The sequence below is a fragment of the Streptomyces sirii genome, from assembly GCF_045690365.1.
Lineage (GTDB): Bacteria > Actinomycetota > Actinomycetes > Streptomycetales > Streptomycetaceae > Streptomyces > Streptomyces sirii.
Genome location: NZ_CP147982.1, coordinates 761,188 through 779,246, shown reverse-complemented (window position 1 = coordinate 779,246; position 18,059 = coordinate 761,188). Strand labels below are relative to the sequence as shown.

Genomic DNA, 18,059 nt, shown 5'->3' with positions numbered 1-18,059 from the left:
TGATCACGACCTCTTCCTGGGCACCTCGCCTGCCTGCCGGCCGCCCGGCGACAGCGGAGGCTCCAGGGGTTCGTCCAGGGGGACCTCCGACCAGTCGAATCGGAAGGGGCCTTCCTTCGGCTCGGAGGGGATCCGGCCCATCAGGTCGAAGGTGGCGACCGGCTGCCCGGGGCGGTGCACATCCAACTCCAGCTTGATGAAGCCGTCGAGTTCCTCGCGGGTCAGGTCGCCGGTTTCGCGCAATCTCGCCTCGGCGGTGTCCCGCGCGGCGGCGAGTGATCTGCACACGTGGCCGATGTCGATCCAGTCGGAGTTGGAGGTCCGCAGTTTCTCGCGCAGCAGGGCGAACGCGTACGAGCGCGGGCTCTTCAGGGCTGGGGGCGGATCGACCTCGACCTCGACCTCGAGCATTTCGAGGCAGGTGTCCGCTTGTTCATCGAACGGGTCGCGGCGCAGTGCCTCCCGGTAGGCGGCGACCGCGCCGTCGCGGTCGCCGAGCCAGGCGAGCGCATGGCCGAGGTGGATCGGCACGAGCGGATCTTCGGGGTCGGCGTCCATCGCCGCTCGCGCCGCCTCGGCGGCGCGAGCGGCGACCGGGCGGCCGAGGAACTGGAACGGCGTATCCGGAGGTCCTCGGACTACTTCCTCGAAGAGTTCGCCGTCTTCTGCTGTCTCAAAGAACGCGGCCTGCAGGTCATGCTCTATCCGGGATCGTTCGACACGCTCTACGAAATCGCCGAGGGCAGACACGAGGGAGCGCCGAAGGAATTGCGCGACCTCATCGTGGTGTCCCTTCAACTCCGAGGCCGGTGACGGCTTCCCGCCCTGGCCCACCTCCTGCACTCCGAAAGTGTCGGTCGTCTATCGGGGCGGTGAGTTCACTGTCGGCGGCTTGTCGGTGGGGCCTGGCACCTTTCCGGAGACGGCCGCCGGAGATCACCGGGCGGTCCCGACCCCGAGGAGTGCCCATGCACACCCCCGTCACGATCATCGGCGCCGGACTCGGCGGCCTCACGCTGGCCCGCGTCCTGCACGTCCATGGAATCCCCGTCACGGTCTACGAGGCCGAGTCCTCCCCGACGGCGCGCACACAGGGCGGGATGCTCGACATCCACGACTACAACGGGCAGCTCGCGCTCAAGGCGGCCGGCCTGATGGACGAGTTCCACGCCATAGTCCTGGAGGGCCGCCAGGCGATGCGGGTCCTCGACCGGGACGGGACCGTCCTGTTCGAAGAGGCCGACGACGGCACGGGGGGACGCCCCGAGGTGCTGCGTGGCGAGCTGCGCCGGATCCTCCTCGACTCGCTTCCGACCGGCACCGTCCGGTGGGGGCACAAGGTCGGCAGCACCCGTGCCCTCGGCGAGGGTCGCTACGAGGTGACCTTCGCCGACGGCGGCACCGTCGTCACGGGGCTGCTGGTCGGTGCGGACGGCGCGTGGTCGCGGGTCCGACCGCTGCTGTCCACCGCGACACCCGAGTACGTCGGCAAGTCGGTCGTCGAGACCTACCTGTTCGACGCCGACACCCGGCACCCGGCCGCCGCGAAAGCGGTCGGTGGCGGGTCGATGATCGCGCCCTCGCCGGGCAGGGAGATCTTCGCCCACCGGGAGAGCGGCGACACTCTCCACGCGTACGTGGGGCTGTCCGAGCCGCAGGACTGGTTCGCCACCATCGACTTCGCCGATGCCGCCGCGGCGACCGCGCGGATCGCGGCGGAGTTCGACGGCTGGGCACCGGAACTCACCGCGCTGATCACCGACTGCGACACCGCGCCGGTCCTGCGCCCCCTCTACGCTCTGCCGGTCGAGCACCGGTGGGACCGGGTGCCGGGGGTGACCCTGCTCGGTGACGCCGCCCACCTCACGGCCCCGAACGGCGAAGGCGCCAACCTCGCCATGCTCGACGGCGCCGAACTCGGCGGGGCCCTCGCCGCGCACCCCGACGACCTCGAGGCCGCGCTCACCGAGTACGAGCAGGCCATGTTCGTCCGCAGCGCCGAGGTCGGCACTTTTGAAGGCGCCGAGGTCCACGGGATCGACTCCGAGAAGAACACACCCCAGGCCATGCTCAAGATGTTCACCGAGCAGAGTCGACAAGCCACTTGAGCCCCGACCGGCGGACAGCTGCTCGGGCGACAGCTCGACGCTCTCACCGCTAGCCGGGCACACCCATGCGCTGCGTGCCGACGACGGACAGCAGCCGCAGTGCCTCCGCGGACGGCGAGCCGGGGGTGGCGGTGTAGATGACGACCCGCTGGTCCCGGTCGGTGATGTCCAGGACGTCGCAGGCCACGGCGACGGGGCCGACCAGCGGGTGCTGGAAGGTCTTGCAGAGGGTGGGCCGGGCGACCACGTCGTGGGCGGCCCAGAGCCGGGCGAACTCCTCGCTTCCGGACAGGAGTTCCTCGACCAGACCGGTCACCTCCGGGTCGTCGGGATAGCGGGCCGCGGCGGCGCGCAGGTGCTGCGCCGAGGTCCGGGCGAACTCCTCCGCGTCCGAGGCGCCGTACAGCCGTCGGCCGTCCCGGTACGGCCCGAGGAAGTGGCGCCGGATGAGGTTGCGGTCGCGGCGCGACAGGGCGGAGAAGTCCTCCAACAGGGCGGTCGCCAGGTGGTTCCAGGCGATGACCTCGTACGTCGCCGACATCACGAGCGCCGCGGCCTCCGGCAGTCGGTCCAGCAGGTCGACGACGCTCTGCCGCACCTCTCGTGACGGCCCGGCCGGGGGCCCGGGCGGGGTACCGGCGAGGTGGTGCAGGTGGTCGCGCTCGGCGTCCGACAGGCGCAGGGCGCGGGAGAGCTGGGCCAGCACCTCCCGGGAGGGGTGCGGGGCGCGAGCCTGCTCCAGCCGCGTGTAGTACTCGGTCGAGATGAACGCCAGCTGCGCCACCTCCTCACGGCGCAGTCCCGGGGTGCGGCGGCGCGGCCCGGCGGGCAGCCCCACCTCGGCGGGGGTGATGCGCGCACGCCGGCTGCGCAGGAAGTCGGCCAGTTCTCTTCGATTCACCTCCCCAGTGTGCGCGGTGATCGAATTGCCCAGCCAGGTACTGCCGGTGCCTGGATGAGCGGGGCGGCCGGACACAGGCTCGTCGGCATGAACCACACACGAATCACGTCCACCACGACCGCGGGCCTGCTCGCCGACAAGGTCGCCTTCGTCACCGGTGCCGGCCGGGGCATCGGTGCGGCGGCGGCGCGGCTGTTCGCCGGGGAGGGTGCCCGGGTGCTGCTCGCGGCCCGTACGGAGTCCCAGCTCAAGGCGGTGACCGAGGAGATCCGGGAGGCCGGCGGGATCGCGGACTACGTACTGTGCGACCTGTCCGACGCAGCCGGCGTCCGTGCCGCCGTACAGCGGGCCGTGGAGCTGTACGGCCGGCTCGACGTCGCCTTCAACAACGGTGCGACGGGCCAGCCGCCCGGCCCGATGGACCAGCTGTCGGAGGCGGACTTCGACCATGTCTGCGCCGTCAACGTCAAGGGGCCGTGGCTGGCCATGACCGCCGAGATCGCCGCCATCCGCGCCACCGCGCAGCGCGGCGCCATCGTCAACACCTCCAGCGTCGGCAGCCTGATGGCCAACCCCTGGCTGCCCGCGTACGGCGCGGCGAAGCGGGCGGTCAACAGCCTCACGGCATCGGCCGCCGCCACGTACGGCCCCGAGGGCATCCGCGTCAACGCCATCGCCCCGGGCACCACGCTCACCGAGATGCTCTACGAGTGGGACGAGAAGTCCCCCGGCACCATCGACCAGCTCAACGCCCAGACCCCGCTGGGCCGCGCGGCCGATCCCGACGAGATCGCCCAGGCCGCCGCCTGGCTCCTCAGCGACCGCTCCTCCTACGTCACCGGCACGGTCCTCCGGGTCGACGGAGGGATGCGCGCCTGAGCCGCCGCCGGTCCCCGATGTCGGTGACTCCGCGGCCTCCGACAGCCACATGCGGTGAGGAGGCCGCGGTGGTCGCCGATATACAGAGCGTGACGGAGGGGGAGGGGTCGGGGGCCGGTGGCGAGGCCCCGTGAGGCGCTCTGTGGGGCGCCTTGTGAGGTGGGAGCAGGGGCCTGGGCCGGGTGAGGTGTCCGGTCGGCCGGTCCGGGGGGACCATGGAAGCCGGAAGCACTCACGGGACGTGGGGACGGGGTCACATCCGTCGGCAGGCCACGGACCGGAGCGAGGGGAGTGCGTGCCTGGTCCGGCGACCGGAAGGAGGGCCCGGGTGAGCGCAGCCGATGACCTTCCGGCCCGCCCCGCCGAGCCGGCGGGCGGGCCGTCCCAACCGAGCGGACTGCTGGATCTCCTCGGCGTGGCCGCGGTGCTGCTCGACGCCGAGGGACGGATCGTCCTGTGGAGTCCGCAGGCCGAGGACCTGTACGGCTACCCGGCCGAGGAGGCGCTCGGGGAGTTCGCCGCCCAGCTGCTGGTCAAGGAACAGCACTGGGACCTGGTGCTCAAGGAATTCGCCGAGGTCATGGAGACCGGCAAGAGCTGGGGCGGCACCTTCCCCGTACGGCACAAGGACGGCACCGCGCGGATGGTGGAGCTGCGCAACATGCGCCTGCTCGACGACCGCGGCGACTTCTACGCACTCGGGCTCGGCACCGACTCACCCACGCTGCGCGAGGTGGAGCGGGACGTCGCCCTGTCCACCCGGCTGATCTCCCAGTCGCCCATCGGGCTGGCGATCCTCGACACCGATCTGCGGTACGTCGCCGTCAACCCGGCCCTGGAGCGGATGCACGGCATCCCCGCGAAGGACCACCTCGGCAGGCACTACCGCGAGATCATGACCGCGTCGAAGTTCGCGGTGCCGGAGGCCGCGATGCGCAAGGTCCTGGAGACCGGGGTTCCCATGGTCGACCAGTCCACCATCGTCGGCCGCACCCCGGCCGACCCGGGCCACGAGCACGCCTGGTCGATCTCGCTGTACCGGCTGGACGACCCCCAGGGGCGGGTACTCGGAGTGGCCGACCTGGTGGTCGATGTCACCGACCGCTATCAGGCGGCCACGGAAGCCGCCGAGGCCCGACGGCGCCTGGCCCTGATCGCCGACGGCTCCGCCCGTATCGGCACCACCCTGGAGGTCGGCCAGACCGCCCGCGAGCTGGCCGACGTCACCGTTCCCGAACTCGCCGACGTGGTCACGGTCGATGTGCTCGACTCCGTACTGGACGAGCACCGCCCGGCCAGCAGGGCCGGCCCCGCGGTCTTCCGCGCCCTCGCGGTCAAGGCCGCCTACCCCACCGAGGCCGTCGATGCCGTCGATCGCCCCGGTGAGATCGCCGCGTTCGACGCCGACCGCCTGGCCACCCAGTGCGTACGCACCGGCCGGCCGATCCTGATCTCCCACACCGACGACACCGACATGGCGCGCATCGCCCGCGACGACCACGCCGCCGAGCTGCTGACCCGCGCCGGGGTGCACTCCTACATGATGGCCCCGCTCACCGCCCGCGGCCATATCCTCGGCTTCCTCGGTCTCAGCCGCGCCCGCAACCCACTGCCCTTCGGTGAGGACGACCTCGCCCTCGCCGCCGAGCTGGCCTCCCGAGCCGCCGTCTGCATCGACAACGCCCGCACGCACCAGAGCGTGCGCGCCGCCGCCGAGACCCTGCAGCGCAGCCTGCTCCCCGACCATCCGCCCCACCGCCCCGGACTGCAGCTCGCCTCCCGCTACCGGCCCGCACTGGCCACCTACGAGATCGGCGGGGACTGGTACGACGTCCTCCCGCTCGACGGCAACAAGACCGCCCTGGTCGTCGGCGACGTCATGGGCAGCGGCATCGACGCCGCCGCGACCATGGGCCGCCTGCGCACCGCCACCAGCGCCTTCGCCGACCTCGACCTGGACCCCGCCCAGGTCCTCCAGCACCTCGACCGGATCACCTCGGGGCTGGAGCACTACATCGCCACGTGCGTCTACGCCACCTACGACCCGCACCGCGGCGAATGCCATATCGCCACCGCCGGCCACCTTCCCCCCGCCCTCGTACGCAGCGGTAGGCGCCCCGAGTTCCTCGACCTGCCGACCGGCACTCCGCTGGGAGTCGGCGGGGTCCCCTTCGAGACCACCACCATCGACCTCGGCCCCGACGACCAACTGGTCCTGTACACCGACGGATTGGTCGAAACCCGTCACCACGCCATCGACGAACGCCTCGAAGCCCTCCGCCAGTTGCTCGACGCGCCCGACCGCACCCTGGAAGAGACCTGCGACCGACTCCTGCGCGAACTCCGCCGCCCCGACGACCCGGACGACGTCGCCCTCCTCATCGCCCGCATACGGCCCTTCGCGCCTGGTACGTAGCGCCTGGCACACAGCGACCGGCACTTGGCGCGGCGAGTGCGTACAGCGGTCGCGCCCTCGACGGATCGAGCCGATGTCAGACCCTGGCGTTACGGTCGAGATCGATCGGCACGCATCCGCCCGCCTCTTGGAGGTTCCGTGAGCAGTACGCATTCCGTGAGCAGTGCGTATTCCCCCGTTCCCGAGCTCAACCTCCTCAAGGAACTTGAGGACAGCCTCGACGGGGAGGCCTTCTCCGACGGCTTCGAGCTGTTCGAGTACGGTCGGGTCTCCCCGCTCGGCCCCGAGCCGCCCGCCGAACTGCGCGACCGGCTCATCCCGTTCGCCCAGGCGACGGCCTCCGGGTCGTTCTACGCCCTGTGGAAGCGCGACGACGAGGTGGACCTCGCCACGCTGCCGGTGATTTTCTGCGGGGACGAGGGCGACCTTTTCATAGCGGCCCGCGATCTGCGTGAGCTGTTCCGGCTGCTCGCGGTCGAGGACGAGGACGGGGACGAGTGCGCGCCCGCCCGTCAGGCCTATGTCGGATGGCTGAAGCGCACCTTCGGGCTGACGCCCGCCGAGGACCCGGGCGCCATCTACCGAGCCGCGCTTGCCGAATACGGGCGGGCCTTCGCCGACTGGTGGCTGACGTTCGACGATGAGGACTCGATCGTTGCCGATCTGTTGGAGGAGTTGGAGGAACTGGAGGAGTTGGAGGAACTGGAGGAGTTGGAGGAGCTGGGCCGGTGAGAGCCGGCTGCGACGGTCGCCCCCCCCACAGGCCCGGTGACACGTTCGCTGGACCTGGCGCCGCCGGAGGGTAGTCCCGGAGGGGCCGGACGGCCCTGTTGGTCGGGACGGGCGGGCTTCAGGCTGGAGGTGTCGGCATGGACATACCTCCACGGTCTGCATGATGCGGGCCGGGCTCCGAGGAGGCGCCATGATGCGGAACGCCGCGCAGTTCGTCAGTGATGTCATGACCCGGTCCGTGGCCGCCGTCGATCGCGGGGCTCGGTTCAAGGAGATCGTCGAGACCCTTCGGCGGTGGCAGATCAGTGCGCTGCCGGTGCTCGCGGGGGAGGGGCGGGTGATCGGTGTGGTGTCGGAGGCCGATCTGCTGCCCAAGGAAGGGTTCCGTGAGCGGGACCCGGAGCGACTGGAACGGTTGCGGCGGTCGGACGATGTACGCCGGGCGGAAGCGGTGACGGCGGGGGAGCTGATGACCAGCCCCGCGGTGACGGTGCGCGCCGATGCCACGCTGGGCCAGGCCGCGCGGACGATGGCGCGTGAGTCCGTCAAGCGGCTGCCGGTTGTGAACGGGGACGGGCTGCTGGTGGGCATCGTCAGCCGTGCCGACCTGCTGAAGGTCTTCCTGCGCTCCGACGAGGACCTGGCGGCGGAAGTGCGTCATGTCATCGGGCAGCTCTTCGCGTCACCTGCCAAGGATCTGCAGGTCACGGTCGCGGACGGGGTGGTCACGCTCAGCGGCCGCTTGCGGGACCGGTCCCTCGTTCCGGTGGTGGCGCGTCTGGTGCGCGGCGTCGAGGGCGTGGTCGACGTGAATTTCGATGTGACCGGCACTGCTTCGGTCCGGCCACCTGGCCCGTAGGAGGAGGCGTCATGGCGCGTACCCCGCACAGCGTCAGCGATGTGATGACCCAGACGGTGGTCGCCATCGGCCAGGACGCACGCTTCAAGGAGATCGTCGAGACCATGGAGCAGTGGCAGGTCAGTGCGCTGCCGGTGCTGGCGGGGGAGGGGCGGGTGATCGGTGTGGTCTCCGAAGCCGACCTGCTGCCCAAGGAGGAGTTCCGGGACGTGGATCCGGACCTGCTGCAGCGGTCGCAACGGCTGGAGGCGCTGCGCAAGGCGGGTGCCCTGACCGCGGGCGATCTGATGAGCGCGCCCGCGCTGACCGTGCACGCCGGTGACTCCATCGCCCAGGCGGCGCGGGCCATGGCGCAGAGGTCCGTCAAGCGGTTGCCCGTGGTCGACGCCCAAGGGATGTTGCAGGGCATCGTCAGCCGCTCGGACCTGCTGAAGGTCTTTCTGCGCTCCGACGAGGACCTCGCGACGGAGGTGCGCACCGAGATCGTCGACCGGCTGTTCACGGAGGACCCCAAGGAAGTGCGGGTCGCCGTCACCGATGGCGTGGTGGCTCTGCATGGTCGGATCCGCGACAGGGCGCTGCTACCTCTCGTGGCCCGCCTGGTGCGCGCGGTCGAGGGCGTGGTGGATGTGACGTTCGACCTCGGGGCGGATGGGGAGCCCGGTGCGGAGGAGGAGCCTCCGGCACCTGATGACTCCGGTACTTGATGACTCCGGTGCCCGATGACGATGCCGTACGGGACGCCCAGGGGCCTTCGGTGCGGTCACTGCCGGTAGTGCCGCCCCTGCGCGTCGAGTTCCGCCCACTCCTTCTCCCACTGGGCGGAGCGCTTGCGGTTCAGCAGGCGGACGCCGGCCTTGTCCGCGCCGATGAGCAGCAATCCGGTGCCCGACGCGGCCACGGTGCCGGCCACGACGCTCATGGCCAGGGCGTCCCCAGGGGCGCCCGGGTCCCGTACCAGCGCTCCATGCCGGTCCAGCCACACCGCGGTCCGGTCCCCGACGCGCACGCCGGGTGCCACGGTCGTCTCTCCCGTGCGGACCTTGTGGTCCGGGGCCATCCACTGGACCGCCGCATGCACCCGGCCGGCCGAGCCACCGCTGGTGTCGACGCCGACGCGGGCGGGCGGCTCCTTCGCCACCACCGCGGTGACCGAGTGCCATCCGGCGCGCTGCTGCTGGGACGCGGCGTGCACCGTCTGACCGGCCACCACCCCGGCGGCCGGCGCCGCCACGGCGATGGCCAGCCCGGTGGCCAGCGCCAGCCAGGACTGCGTCACGTCCGTGCCACGTCGCAGCGGCTCGTGCCGCCATGGTGGGTGGAGTTTCCATGGAGTCATCCCGCACCCCCTTCATCTGCTGTATCGAGGGTCTCACCGCAGGCAGGCGGGGGCGAGGGCTGAATGTCCCCATCGGCATGCTGCGGCATGCGCTCCCCGTGGCAGGGCCGGGACCGTTCGGCCCTGGCGCGCCACCGCGGGGAGCGCCACGATGAATCAGGGGTGTGCACTTCCACGCGGAGGGCGTCATGAGCGAGACGGGCACGTTCTCACCGCAGCGGCCGATCCGAGTCTTCCTGGTCGACGACCACGAGGTCGTCCGGCGCGGTGTCCAGGACCTGCTCGATGCCGAGTCCGACATCGAAGTGGTCGGCGACGCGGGGACGGCCGGCCATGCGCTGGCCCGGGGCCCGGCGTTGCGGCCGGACGTCGCGGTGCTCGACGTCCGCCTGCCGGACGGCGACGGCGTCTCGGTATGCCGTGAGCTGCGCTCGAGCATGCCGGGGCTGGCCTGCCTGATCCTCACCTCGTTCGACGACGATGACGCGCTGCTGGACTCGATCATGGCCGGCGCGGCCGGCTATGTGCTGAAGGAGATCAAGGGGGCGGATCTGGTCGCCGCCGTGCGCACGGTCGCCTCGGGGCGGTCCATGCTCGACCCGGCGACCACGGCGCGGCTGATGCGCCGCCTGCGGGGCGAGGAGGACGAAGCCCGGCCCGAGGAGGACGCGCTGTCCGGGCTCTCGCCACGGGAGCGGGAGATCCTCGACCTGATCGGCGAAGGTTTGACGAACCGTCAGATCGGTGCGCGGCTCTATCTGTCCGAGAAGACCATCAAGAACCACATCTCCCGCATGCTGTCCAAACTCGGCGTCGAGCGGCGCATCCAGGCCGCGATGCTCGCCACACGGGGCGGCGCGGTACCCGGCGCGGACATGGGGCGGCACGGGAACTGAGCGCTTGCTCGCCGTGGCCCAGGCGTGGCGGCAGGATCGCCGCCGGTGCTATTCCGGGAGCGGTGCCCACCACCGCAGACGGGTGCCGCCGTTCGGCCCCGCCTCGACGGTCATGCCGCCGCCCGCGCTCTCGGCCCGTTTGGCCAGGTTCAGCAGACCGCTGCGCCGGCCGTCCTCGGACATGCCCACCCCGTTGTCCGTGACGGTCAGGGTGATCCGACGGCCACGGGCGATCAGGGAGACCTCCGCCGCGCTCGCCTGCGCATGACGGGCGATATTGCTCAGCGCCTCCCCGAGGGCCGCCAGGACGTGTTCGGCCAGCCCTGCCGGTACGTCGGTGTCGATGAGGCCCTCCATGTGCAGGGACGGCGTGAACCGCAGGGTGCGGGAGGCCTCTTCCAGCGCGGTGACCGTGCGGACCCGAAGGCCCTGGCGGCCGTGAGCGGCGTCGCGCGTGCGGAGCCCGAAGATGGCGGACCGGATGATCTTGATCGTCTCGTCCAGGTCGTCCACCGCGCGCAGCAGCCGTTCGCCGGCCTCCGGGTGATCCACGAAGCGGACCGCGCTCTGCAGCGTCATACCGATGGCGAAGAGCCGTTGAATCGCCAGGTCGTGCAGATCGCGGGCGATCCGGTCGCGGTCCTTGAGCAGGGTCACCTGCTCCGCGGCCGCGCGCTGCTCGGACAGCTCCATCGCCAGCGCTGCCTGGCCGGCGAACGTCAGCAACGGCGCGGTCTCCGGTTCGGTGAACGGGCCGCGCCCGCGCAGGCGGGCCAGCAGCAGCACCCCGCGGACCCGTTCGCCGGTGGCCATCGGGACCGCGACGGCGGGCCCCAGCCCCCACCAGCGGGGCGGACCGGTGGTGATCCTGGGGTCGTGCTCGATGTCGTAGCTGGTCAGGGGCCCCTTGGCGGTGAACGCCGCGCCCATGAACGACCCGTGGCGGGGAAGGACCAGGCCGCGGTGCGCTTCGGCGTCGACACCCGAAGCCAGGTCCACGCGCAGGCAGTCACCCTCGGCGGGCACGGCCAGCACACCGAGGTCGGCGGAGAGGATGCGCACCGCGTGATCGACGATCGTCGCGAGCACCTCGGCCGTCTCCGCGCCCGGCAGCAGCCCGGCGACGATCTCGCTGTTGGCCTCCAGCCACTCCTGGCGGTAGCGGGCCTCCTCGTAGAGCCGGGCATGCTCGATGGCCACCCCTGCCGCCACCGCCAGTGTCGACAGCAGGGTCTCGTCCTCGGCGGTGAAGTGCCCGCCACCGCGCTTCTCGGTCAGGTACAGATTGCCGAAGACCTCGTCCCGGACCTTGACCGGCACCCCTAGGAACGAGTGCATCGCCGGATGGTGCGGCGGGAATCCGTAGGACGCGGGGTGCTCGCCCAGTTCGGTCAGCCGCAGTGGAGCCGGGTGGCGGATCAGCTCACCGAGGATCCCGTGACCGGCCGGGAACGAGCCGATGGTCTCGATCTGCTCCTCGGTGACCCCGACCGGAAGGAACTGGCTGATCCGGCCGTCCTCGCCGATCACCCCGAGCGCTCCGTACTCCGCGTCGGTCAGCACGACGGCGGCCTCGACGATCCGGCGCAGCACCTGCGGCAGCTTCAGCCCCGTGCCCACCGACAGCACGGCTTCCAGCAGCAGGTGTTGCGGCCGGTCGGCGTTCCGCTCAGCCGTGCGGAGGCGCTCCAGCAGGTCGTCGGGCAGCGCGTCCAGGCGTGGCCGCGCACCGTCCGTCCGGTCGCGATCGTCGTCCACGACGCCCTCCGCTGCGGCCGGCGTCCACGGCCCGGCCACACCACCCACGGTAGTGCGACGAGCCGACGGGCACCCGTGGGCCGAGGTCGCCGCCCCTAGGCGGGCGTCGTCAGGCCCGCCGTCACCCGCACGTCCTCGGACACCGACACCACCCCGTCGACGCTCGCGCACATCCGCACCAGTACGGGAACCAGCAGCGGGTCCGTCACCGTGCCGTGCAGTGCCACCTGGCCCCGTACGACCTCGGCGGTGACCCCCGCCGCACCGAGCCGCGCCGTGCGCCCGATGACCTCCCGCGCGATCTCCTCCCGGATCGCGTCGTCCTTGCGCAGGAAGACGCGCAGCAGGTCGCCGCGGCTGACGATGCCCAGCAGGGCGTCCGCCTCGTCGACGACGGGGAGCCGCTTGACCTGCTGCACCTCCATCAGCCGCGCCGCCTCCACCACGGTCCACTCCGGATGGGCGCAGACCGCGGGAGCGGACATCAGCTCACCGGCGGTGCGGCCTTCCGCCCGGGCCCGCTCCCAGGCCTCCAGATCGGGCAGCGGTGTCCGGCCGGAGAGGTCGGTCCGGTCGGCCGCCTTCCGCAGCAGATCGGCCTCCGAGACGATGCCGGCCGGCCTGCCGAGGCTGTCGAGCACCGGCACGGCGCTCACCGCGTGGTCGGCGAGCGTCCGCACGATCTCCTTGAACGGGGTGTCGAGCCGGACGCTCACCACCTTCCGGGTCATCAGCTCACCTATCGTGCGGTGCTCCATCTCCCGCTCCTTCCGCCGGGGCGGCCGACGTTGCGGCCACCTCTCCAGCGTGGTCGGCCCGCGGAGTCGCGGCATGAGCCACTCGGCCCCGACGGCCGGCCTTGTGTCCCCGAAGGCCGACCGGTCCGCATCCAGGGTCCTATGGCCCCTGACGGCACCGACGACGGCGGCGCCACGATGAAGGAGCCGGCAGATCCACCCTCCGTGCCGCGTCGGCGCGGTCCGAACCGCCCGGGAGGCTCCCGTGCTCGCGCACCCCACCCTCGATGACACCGCCGTGCGGGACCTCGTCGCCGACGCCGTCACCGCTCCCTCGATGCACAACGCCCAGCCGTGGCACTTCGACTACTCCCGCGCGAACCGCACCCTCACCCTCTCCGCGGACTTCGACCGCGCCATGCCGATGGCCGACCCCACCACCCGAGGCCTCCATCTCGGTTGCGGTGCGGCCCTGTTGAACCTGCGGACGACCGCCGCACACGCCGGCCTCCGGACGAAGACGACCCTGCTGCCCGCCCCGCACACTCCCGCCCTCCTGGCCACCGTGTGCCTGGACGCCCCGCACGAAGCCCTGGACGTCGGGCTCTCCGGTCTCCATCGCGCCCTGCGCGAGCGGCGCACCAGCCGCTACCCCTTCGCCGAGCGGCGGATCCCCGACAGCGTCCGCGCGGCCCTGGTCGAGGCCGCGGCCAGAGAAGGGGCGCGGCTGGAGTTCCTGACGGCCTGGCACCGAGAGGCCGTGCTCGACCTGATCGTGCACGCCGAGGGCTACGACCGCATGGACGACGAACGGGACGCCGAACAGCGGAGCTGGACCCGCGACAGCTCCGCCGAATCGCCCGTCGACGGCGTTCCGGACTACGCCTTCGGCCCCGTGAAGTACGGCGGCGAGGCACCCGTACGGAACTTCGCGGGCCGGCGGTCGCTGCCCGGCCGCCGCTACGCCGCCTTCGAGCAGCAGCCGCAACTGGCCTCCCTCACCACCACCCGCGACGGCCCCGCCGACTGGCTCCGCGCCGGCCAGGCCCTGGAACGCGTGCTGCTGCTCGCCACCAGCGAAGGGCTCGTGAGCTCCTTCGCGTCCCAGGCGCTGGAATGGCCGGACCTGCGCTGGCTGCTGCGCGACCCGGTCCACGGCACCGGCAATGTGCAGATGATCCTGCGCCTGGGCTACGGCCCCCAGGGGCCGCGCACTCCGCGGCGACCGGTGGACCAGGTACTGACCATCACACCGTGACCACCTGGCCACCGGGCCGAACCTGGGCCGTTCGGCCCTCTGGCAGCGCCCAACGACTCATTGGTGCGGTTGCGGAACGTCCCGCAGGCTGGACAACAAGGGTCGGCTACCCGGGCGACCCGGGAAGGATCCACGCAGCCGCCTGGGAAGAAGGACAGCCATGGAGCCGGAAATCATCACGGTGGGGCTCGACGGATCGGTGGAGAGTCTGGCGGCCGCACAGTGGGCGGCCGACGAAGCGGACCGGCGGAAGGCCGTGTTGCGGCTCCTCCACGCCTGGATACTGCTCGCCGCCGAGGCGCCGGACACTCCGCCCGACCGCGACCAGAACGCCGGCGCCCGCCGGATCGTGCGCCAGGCTCTGGACGAGGTACGAAAGCGCCATCCTCATGTGCGGATCGTCGAGGACCTGGTGGGCGCCGAGGCCGATGTGGCACTGCTGCGCGCGGCGGACGAGTCGCGGATGGTCGTGCTCGGGACGCGGGCGCTCACCGCGTGGGAGAGCTACGTACTGGGTGATGTGAGCCTGGACGTGGTGGGCCGGGCCGAAGGGCCGGTCGTTCTGGTGCGGGGCGGTTGGTGCGCCACACCGGAGCGCTCCGGGGCCGCGGACGAGGTCCCCCCGGGCCGGGAGCCGCGGGTCGTCGTCGGCGTCAGCCTGAACGGTCCCTGCGACCCCCTGCTCGCCTTCGCCTTCGATGCCGCGGCGAGCCGTGGACTGCCGCTGCAGGCCGTGCACGGACGGTCCCTCCCTGTGCACGCCTACGCGCCCTGGGGAGTCGACCCCGATGTGGCCGACGCGATCACCAAGGAAGCGGACGCCGAGCTGCGAGAGTCCGTAGGACCTTGGGCGGAGCGCTTCCCCGATGTGGCGGTGCGGCTGACCGTACTGCCGGAGAGTCCGGCGCGGGCCGTGATCGAGACGGTCTCCGGGGCCGAACTCCTGGCGGTCGGCCGCAGACGCCACCGTCCGCTGCTCGCACCGCGCGTCGGACCCGTCGCACACGCCGCGATCCACCATGCGACCTGCCCGGTGGCCGTGGTCCCGCACGAGTGAGGCGACGCGCACAGCTTCAGGCTCGCTCGTAGGAACGGGACTTGAGACCGTACGCACAGGACGTGAGAAAGGACCAGCCCGAGATGCGGCACCGCAGCGTCGCCGACCTGATGACGCCCCAGGCCGTCGTCGCCCAACCAGGCACCCCGTTCCGGGAGATCGCGCGGTTGCTCCACGAGTACGACATCACCGCCGTTCCGGTCGTCGACGAGGACGAGCGGCCGGTGGGAGTCGTCTCCGAAGCCGATCTGCTGCGCCGGCCGTCCGACGAGCGGGGCCGCACCACCGCCGGTGCGATCATGACCAGCCCCGCCGTGGTGGCGCGGCCCGATTGGAGCGCCGTGCAGGCGGCCAGGACGATGGAGGAGCGGAAGGTCAAGCGCCTACCGGTGGTCGACGACGCCGGCCGGCTCATCGGGGTGATCAGCCGCAGCGACCTCGTGCAGTTGTTCCTGCGGCGGGACCGGGCGATCCAGGAGGAGATCCTGGAGGACATCCTGACCCGCACCCTGGGCATCGCGCCCTCCGCCGTCACGGTGAACGTCGCCGATGGCACGGTGACCCTCAGCGGCACCGTGGAACGCAGGAGTCTTGTGCCCATCGCCGTGCGCCTGTGCGAGAGCGTCGACGGGGTGGTCGAGGTGATCGACCGGCTCACCGCCGAGGAGGACGACACATAGGACGACACATGGATGGCGGTGCCCGCGGCACCCGGCCGGGACCGCGCGGAGCGATCTTGGTGGGCACCCGGCCGCGGGGGCGCACGCGCCGCGGGGGCGCACGCTCAGTCGCCCGGAACGATCGCCACGGGGCAGGGGGAGTGGTGCAGAAGGGCGAGGACGACGGGGCCGAGCAGCATGGGGGAGCGCCGCACACCGCGTCCGATGACCAGCAGACCGGCCTGCGAAGCGGCCGTCAGCAGTGCGGGCACCACTCTGCCGCTCTCCATGTGCTCGATCACCTCGACTTCGGGGAACTTCCGCCGCCAGGAACGCAGGGCGTCGGTGAGCGCCTTCTGCTCGCCGCGTACCAGCTCCGGGTCCTCCGGGGCGAGGCCGGCGGTGTCCGGCGCGAGACCACCGATGTCGGGCGGTTGCCGTACTCGCACGGCCCGCAGCCCCGTGTGATGGGTGTCGGCGGCCGTGAACCCGAAGTCCAGTACCGGCTCGCCCGCCACCCCCGTGTTCCGTACGCCGACCACGATCTCCGGCTCGGCGTACGCGACTGCCTGTTCCTCGCGCACCGTGACCACCGGGCACCCTGCGCTGCCGAGCACATGCAGGCTGACCGAGCCCAGCAGGAAGCCGTTGATGGCGCTGTGCCCGCGCGATCCGAGCACGAGCATCGACGCCTGCCCGCTACGCTCCGTCAACGCGGCCACCGCGTCCTCGGAGACCTGCTCGGTCGTCACCGCGATTCCCGGATAGGCGGCACGCGCCGCCGCCTCCGCCGCGTGCAGTACCTCGGCGCCGCAGCACTCGCTGTCGCCGGCCCGATGCGTGACGCGGACGCTCGGAGGCTGTGAGCGCCATGAATGGACGAGGTGAAGCGGCAGGTCGCGGGCCGCTGCCTCGGTGGCACCCCAGCGCACCGCCGGCACGCTGTTCCCGGTGCCGTCCACGCCGACGACGACCGAGCCGCTGACGACTGAGCCGCTCATGATGCACCTCCGCGGAGCCGGGACCACAGACCACATCCCCTCCTGCCTCCAGCATCGCGAGAACAGGTGCGCGGACCCATGGGCCGAGCGGGCCCAACCGGTTGGGCACATGGGCACATGGACCCATCGGAACGTCGGCACGATCCCGATCTCGGTCCCGGTCCCGACCTCGGTCCCGACCTCGGTCCCGACCTCGTGTGAGATGGAATCTTGTGATTGTTCCGATTTTGGGTAATTGCTTGTATGGTCCCCTGTACGTCTCCGTGAAGCCGCGGCTCTGAGTGCGTGGTGATGTGGGGGTGTGCGCCCTCGGCCGGTCGTGAAGCGGTTGAGTCCCCAGCCCCCACAGGCAGTTCACGCACGCGTGGGAACTGGGAGGAGCCATGAAGAAGCTCATCGCGACAGTGTTCGTCGCCGCATTGTGTGCCGTCGGCGGCGCCGGTACCGCTTCCGCGGCCACCGCCTCGCCCGGCCCCCCGCCGGGCCCTGACACCACCACCGTGACCTTTCACTGCCCCCGCCCGCACGGCACCCTCACGATCACGGCGGATGCGTGGGTGATGGGCCAGTACGAGTGGTATTACGCAAAGCTCGGCTGCGACCACACTCCGTAGCCCTTTGTGCCCCCGCCGGCCGCTGTCTCCAAGGCCCCCACCTGCGAGCGTCCGGACCCGCTCGCCCCTGCCCGCCTGCTGTTCGGGCCAACTGCCGCCCTCTGGGCGTGAATTCGCCGGGGCCGCCGATTGGTGCGCATCCGGAAAATGCGTCGCACTATCAGAAGGGCTACTGTGCTCGGGTGTCTTGTGCGGCGCGCCATGACTCCTGCGGGCGCGCCTTCGTTCGGCGAGACGACGAGACCGGCGGTGGGAAGGAGTAGGCATAGGCCGTGGCCTTGACCTCCAGGGCTCACAAGCAGCCCCGCAAGAAGGAACTCAAGCACCTGCGACGGGCCGCGGATGCCGTACTGGCACGCCTGGACCTGTCCGACGGATGCGATATCGCCACGCTGGTGGAACAACTCAGCGCGGACAGAGGACGCCCGATCCAGCTGGTATCGCTGCCCTTGGGCGTCACGGCTCCCTGCGGTATGTGGCTGGCGACGGACACCTTCGACGTCATCGTGGTCGAGTCGGACACCAGCCGTCTGCACCGGGACCACATCATCGCCCACGAGCTCGCGCACATGCTGTGCGACCACTGCGACTCCGCCGGATTCAACACGGCGATGATGCGCGATCTGATGCCGAATCTGGATCCACAGCGGGTCCGCGAGATGCTGGGGCGCACCAGCTACTCCACCGCGGAGGAGCAGGAGGCGGAGATCGTCGCCTCCGTCATCCTCGAACGCGTCACACGTCCTTCGGTGGAGTCGGTGTGGAGCGTGCCGTCCGCCGACGCCGAGACGGTCGGGCGGATCGAGAGCTCGCTCAACCCTGGCCCGGGGCCGCATGCCCACTAG

At 71.5% G+C, this 18,059-nt stretch carries 19 protein-coding genes; 13 read left to right on the top strand and 6 right to left on the bottom strand.

Annotation, left to right across the window (positions count from 1 at the left end; translation table 11 throughout):
* Positions 1 to 3 precede the first annotated feature (3 nt).
* Positions 4 to 531 (bottom strand): hypothetical protein, encoded by a 528-nt coding sequence (locus tag WAB15_RS03685; protein ID WP_407285289.1) that lies wholly within the window; start codon positions 529 to 531, stop codon positions 4 to 6.
* On the opposite strand from WAB15_RS03685, the gene WAB15_RS03680 reads away from it, so the two are divergent.
* Both WAB15_RS03680 and WAB15_RS03675 read left to right on the top strand, forming a co-directional pair.
* Positions 511 to 813 carry a hypothetical protein gene (locus WAB15_RS03680; protein ID WP_407285288.1) on the top strand — a complete coding sequence of 101 codons (303 nt, stop codon included), beginning with the start codon at positions 511 to 513 and terminating at the stop codon, positions 811 to 813. The two genes, WAB15_RS03685 and WAB15_RS03680, sit on opposite strands and share 21 nt — an antisense overlap.
* Positions 814 to 968: 155 nt before the next feature.
* Complete coding sequence (locus WAB15_RS03675) at positions 969 to 2,108, top strand: FAD-dependent oxidoreductase (RefSeq protein WP_407285287.1); 1,140 nt, start codon at positions 969 to 971, stop codon at positions 2,106 to 2,108.
* A 49-nt stretch (positions 2,109 to 2,157) separates the two neighbouring features.
* Here the strand turns inward: WAB15_RS03675 and WAB15_RS03670 are convergent, their stop codons facing one another.
* Complete coding sequence (locus WAB15_RS03670) at positions 2,158 to 3,009, bottom strand: helix-turn-helix transcriptional regulator (RefSeq protein WP_399144847.1); 852 nt, start codon at positions 3,007 to 3,009, stop codon at positions 2,158 to 2,160.
* Between the two features lie 54 nt (positions 3,010 to 3,063).
* Between WAB15_RS03670 and WAB15_RS03665 the strand changes: the two genes are divergently transcribed.
* From WAB15_RS03665 to WAB15_RS03645, 5 genes are all read left to right on the top strand, one after another.
* Complete coding sequence (locus tag WAB15_RS03665) at positions 3,064 to 3,888, top strand: SDR family NAD(P)-dependent oxidoreductase (RefSeq protein ID WP_399144848.1); 825 nt, start codon at positions 3,064 to 3,066, stop codon at positions 3,886 to 3,888.
* Positions 3,889 to 4,216: 328 nt separating this feature from the next.
* Complete coding sequence (locus WAB15_RS03660) at positions 4,217 to 6,304, top strand: SpoIIE family protein phosphatase (protein WP_407285286.1); 2,088 nt, start codon at positions 4,217 to 4,219, stop codon at positions 6,302 to 6,304.
* A 156-nt stretch (positions 6,305 to 6,460) separates the two neighbouring features.
* Positions 6,461 to 7,036 (top strand): hypothetical protein, encoded by a 576-nt coding sequence (locus WAB15_RS03655; protein ID WP_407285285.1) that lies wholly within the window; start codon positions 6,461 to 6,463, stop codon positions 7,034 to 7,036.
* 193 nt (positions 7,037 to 7,229) lie between these two features.
* Complete coding sequence (locus WAB15_RS03650; RefSeq protein ID WP_407289156.1) at positions 7,230 to 7,895, top strand: CBS domain-containing protein; 666 nt, start codon at positions 7,230 to 7,232, stop codon at positions 7,893 to 7,895.
* A gap of 11 nt (positions 7,896 to 7,906) precedes the next feature.
* Positions 7,907 to 8,602 carry a CBS domain-containing protein gene (locus tag WAB15_RS03645; protein WP_407285284.1) on the top strand — a complete coding sequence of 232 codons (696 nt, stop codon included), beginning with the start codon at positions 7,907 to 7,909 and terminating at the stop codon, positions 8,600 to 8,602.
* Between the two features lie 56 nt (positions 8,603 to 8,658).
* On the opposite strand, the gene WAB15_RS03640 is transcribed toward WAB15_RS03645, so the two are convergent.
* A complete protein-coding gene (locus WAB15_RS03640) occupies positions 8,659 to 9,234 on the bottom strand; it encodes a hypothetical protein (RefSeq protein ID WP_399144852.1) in 576 nt (191 codons plus the stop codon).
* Positions 9,235 to 9,422: 188 nt separating this feature from the next.
* Here WAB15_RS03640 and WAB15_RS03635 point away from each other — a divergent pair, with 188 nt between their 5' ends.
* Complete coding sequence (locus tag WAB15_RS03635) at positions 9,423 to 10,130, top strand: response regulator (RefSeq protein WP_407285283.1); 708 nt, start codon at positions 9,423 to 9,425, stop codon at positions 10,128 to 10,130.
* 48 nt (positions 10,131 to 10,178) lie between these two features.
* Here the strand turns inward: WAB15_RS03635 and WAB15_RS03630 are convergent, their stop codons facing one another.
* Positions 10,179 to 11,888, bottom strand: coding sequence for a GAF domain-containing protein (locus WAB15_RS03630; RefSeq protein ID WP_407285282.1), 1,710 nt, complete (start codon positions 11,886 to 11,888; stop codon positions 10,179 to 10,181).
* Positions 11,889 to 11,983: 95 nt separating this feature from the next.
* Positions 11,984 to 12,646: a CBS domain-containing protein gene (locus tag WAB15_RS03625; protein ID WP_407285281.1), complete on the bottom strand. Its 663-nt coding sequence runs from the start codon at positions 12,644 to 12,646 to the stop codon at positions 11,984 to 11,986.
* Positions 12,647 to 12,890: 244 nt separating this feature from the next.
* Between WAB15_RS03625 and WAB15_RS03620 the strand changes: the two genes are divergently transcribed.
* From WAB15_RS03620 to WAB15_RS03610, 3 genes are all read left to right on the top strand, one after another.
* Positions 12,891 to 13,883 (top strand): Acg family FMN-binding oxidoreductase, encoded by a 993-nt coding sequence (locus tag WAB15_RS03620; RefSeq protein ID WP_407285280.1) that lies wholly within the window; start codon positions 12,891 to 12,893, stop codon positions 13,881 to 13,883.
* A gap of 160 nt (positions 13,884 to 14,043) precedes the next feature.
* A complete protein-coding gene (locus WAB15_RS03615; RefSeq protein ID WP_399144857.1) occupies positions 14,044 to 14,940 on the top strand; it encodes a universal stress protein in 897 nt (298 codons plus the stop codon).
* A gap of 83 nt (positions 14,941 to 15,023) precedes the next feature.
* A complete protein-coding gene (locus WAB15_RS03610; protein ID WP_399145061.1) occupies positions 15,024 to 15,620 on the top strand; it encodes a CBS domain-containing protein in 597 nt (198 codons plus the stop codon).
* A 104-nt stretch (positions 15,621 to 15,724) separates the two neighbouring features.
* Here WAB15_RS03610 and WAB15_RS03605 read toward each other — a convergent pair whose 3' ends face one another.
* Positions 15,725 to 16,600, bottom strand: a complete 876-nt coding sequence (locus WAB15_RS03605; RefSeq protein ID WP_407285279.1) for a universal stress protein — start codon at positions 16,598 to 16,600, stop codon at positions 15,725 to 15,727.
* Positions 16,601 to 16,983: 383 nt separating this feature from the next.
* On the opposite strand from WAB15_RS03605, the gene WAB15_RS03600 reads away from it, so the two are divergent.
* Both WAB15_RS03600 and WAB15_RS03595 read left to right on the top strand, forming a co-directional pair.
* Positions 16,984 to 17,214: a hypothetical protein gene (locus tag WAB15_RS03600; protein ID WP_407285278.1), complete on the top strand. Its 231-nt coding sequence runs from the start codon at positions 16,984 to 16,986 to the stop codon at positions 17,212 to 17,214.
* 272 nt (positions 17,215 to 17,486) lie between these two features.
* A complete protein-coding gene (locus tag WAB15_RS03595) occupies positions 17,487 to 18,059 on the top strand; it encodes a toxin (RefSeq protein ID WP_399144861.1) in 573 nt (190 codons plus the stop codon).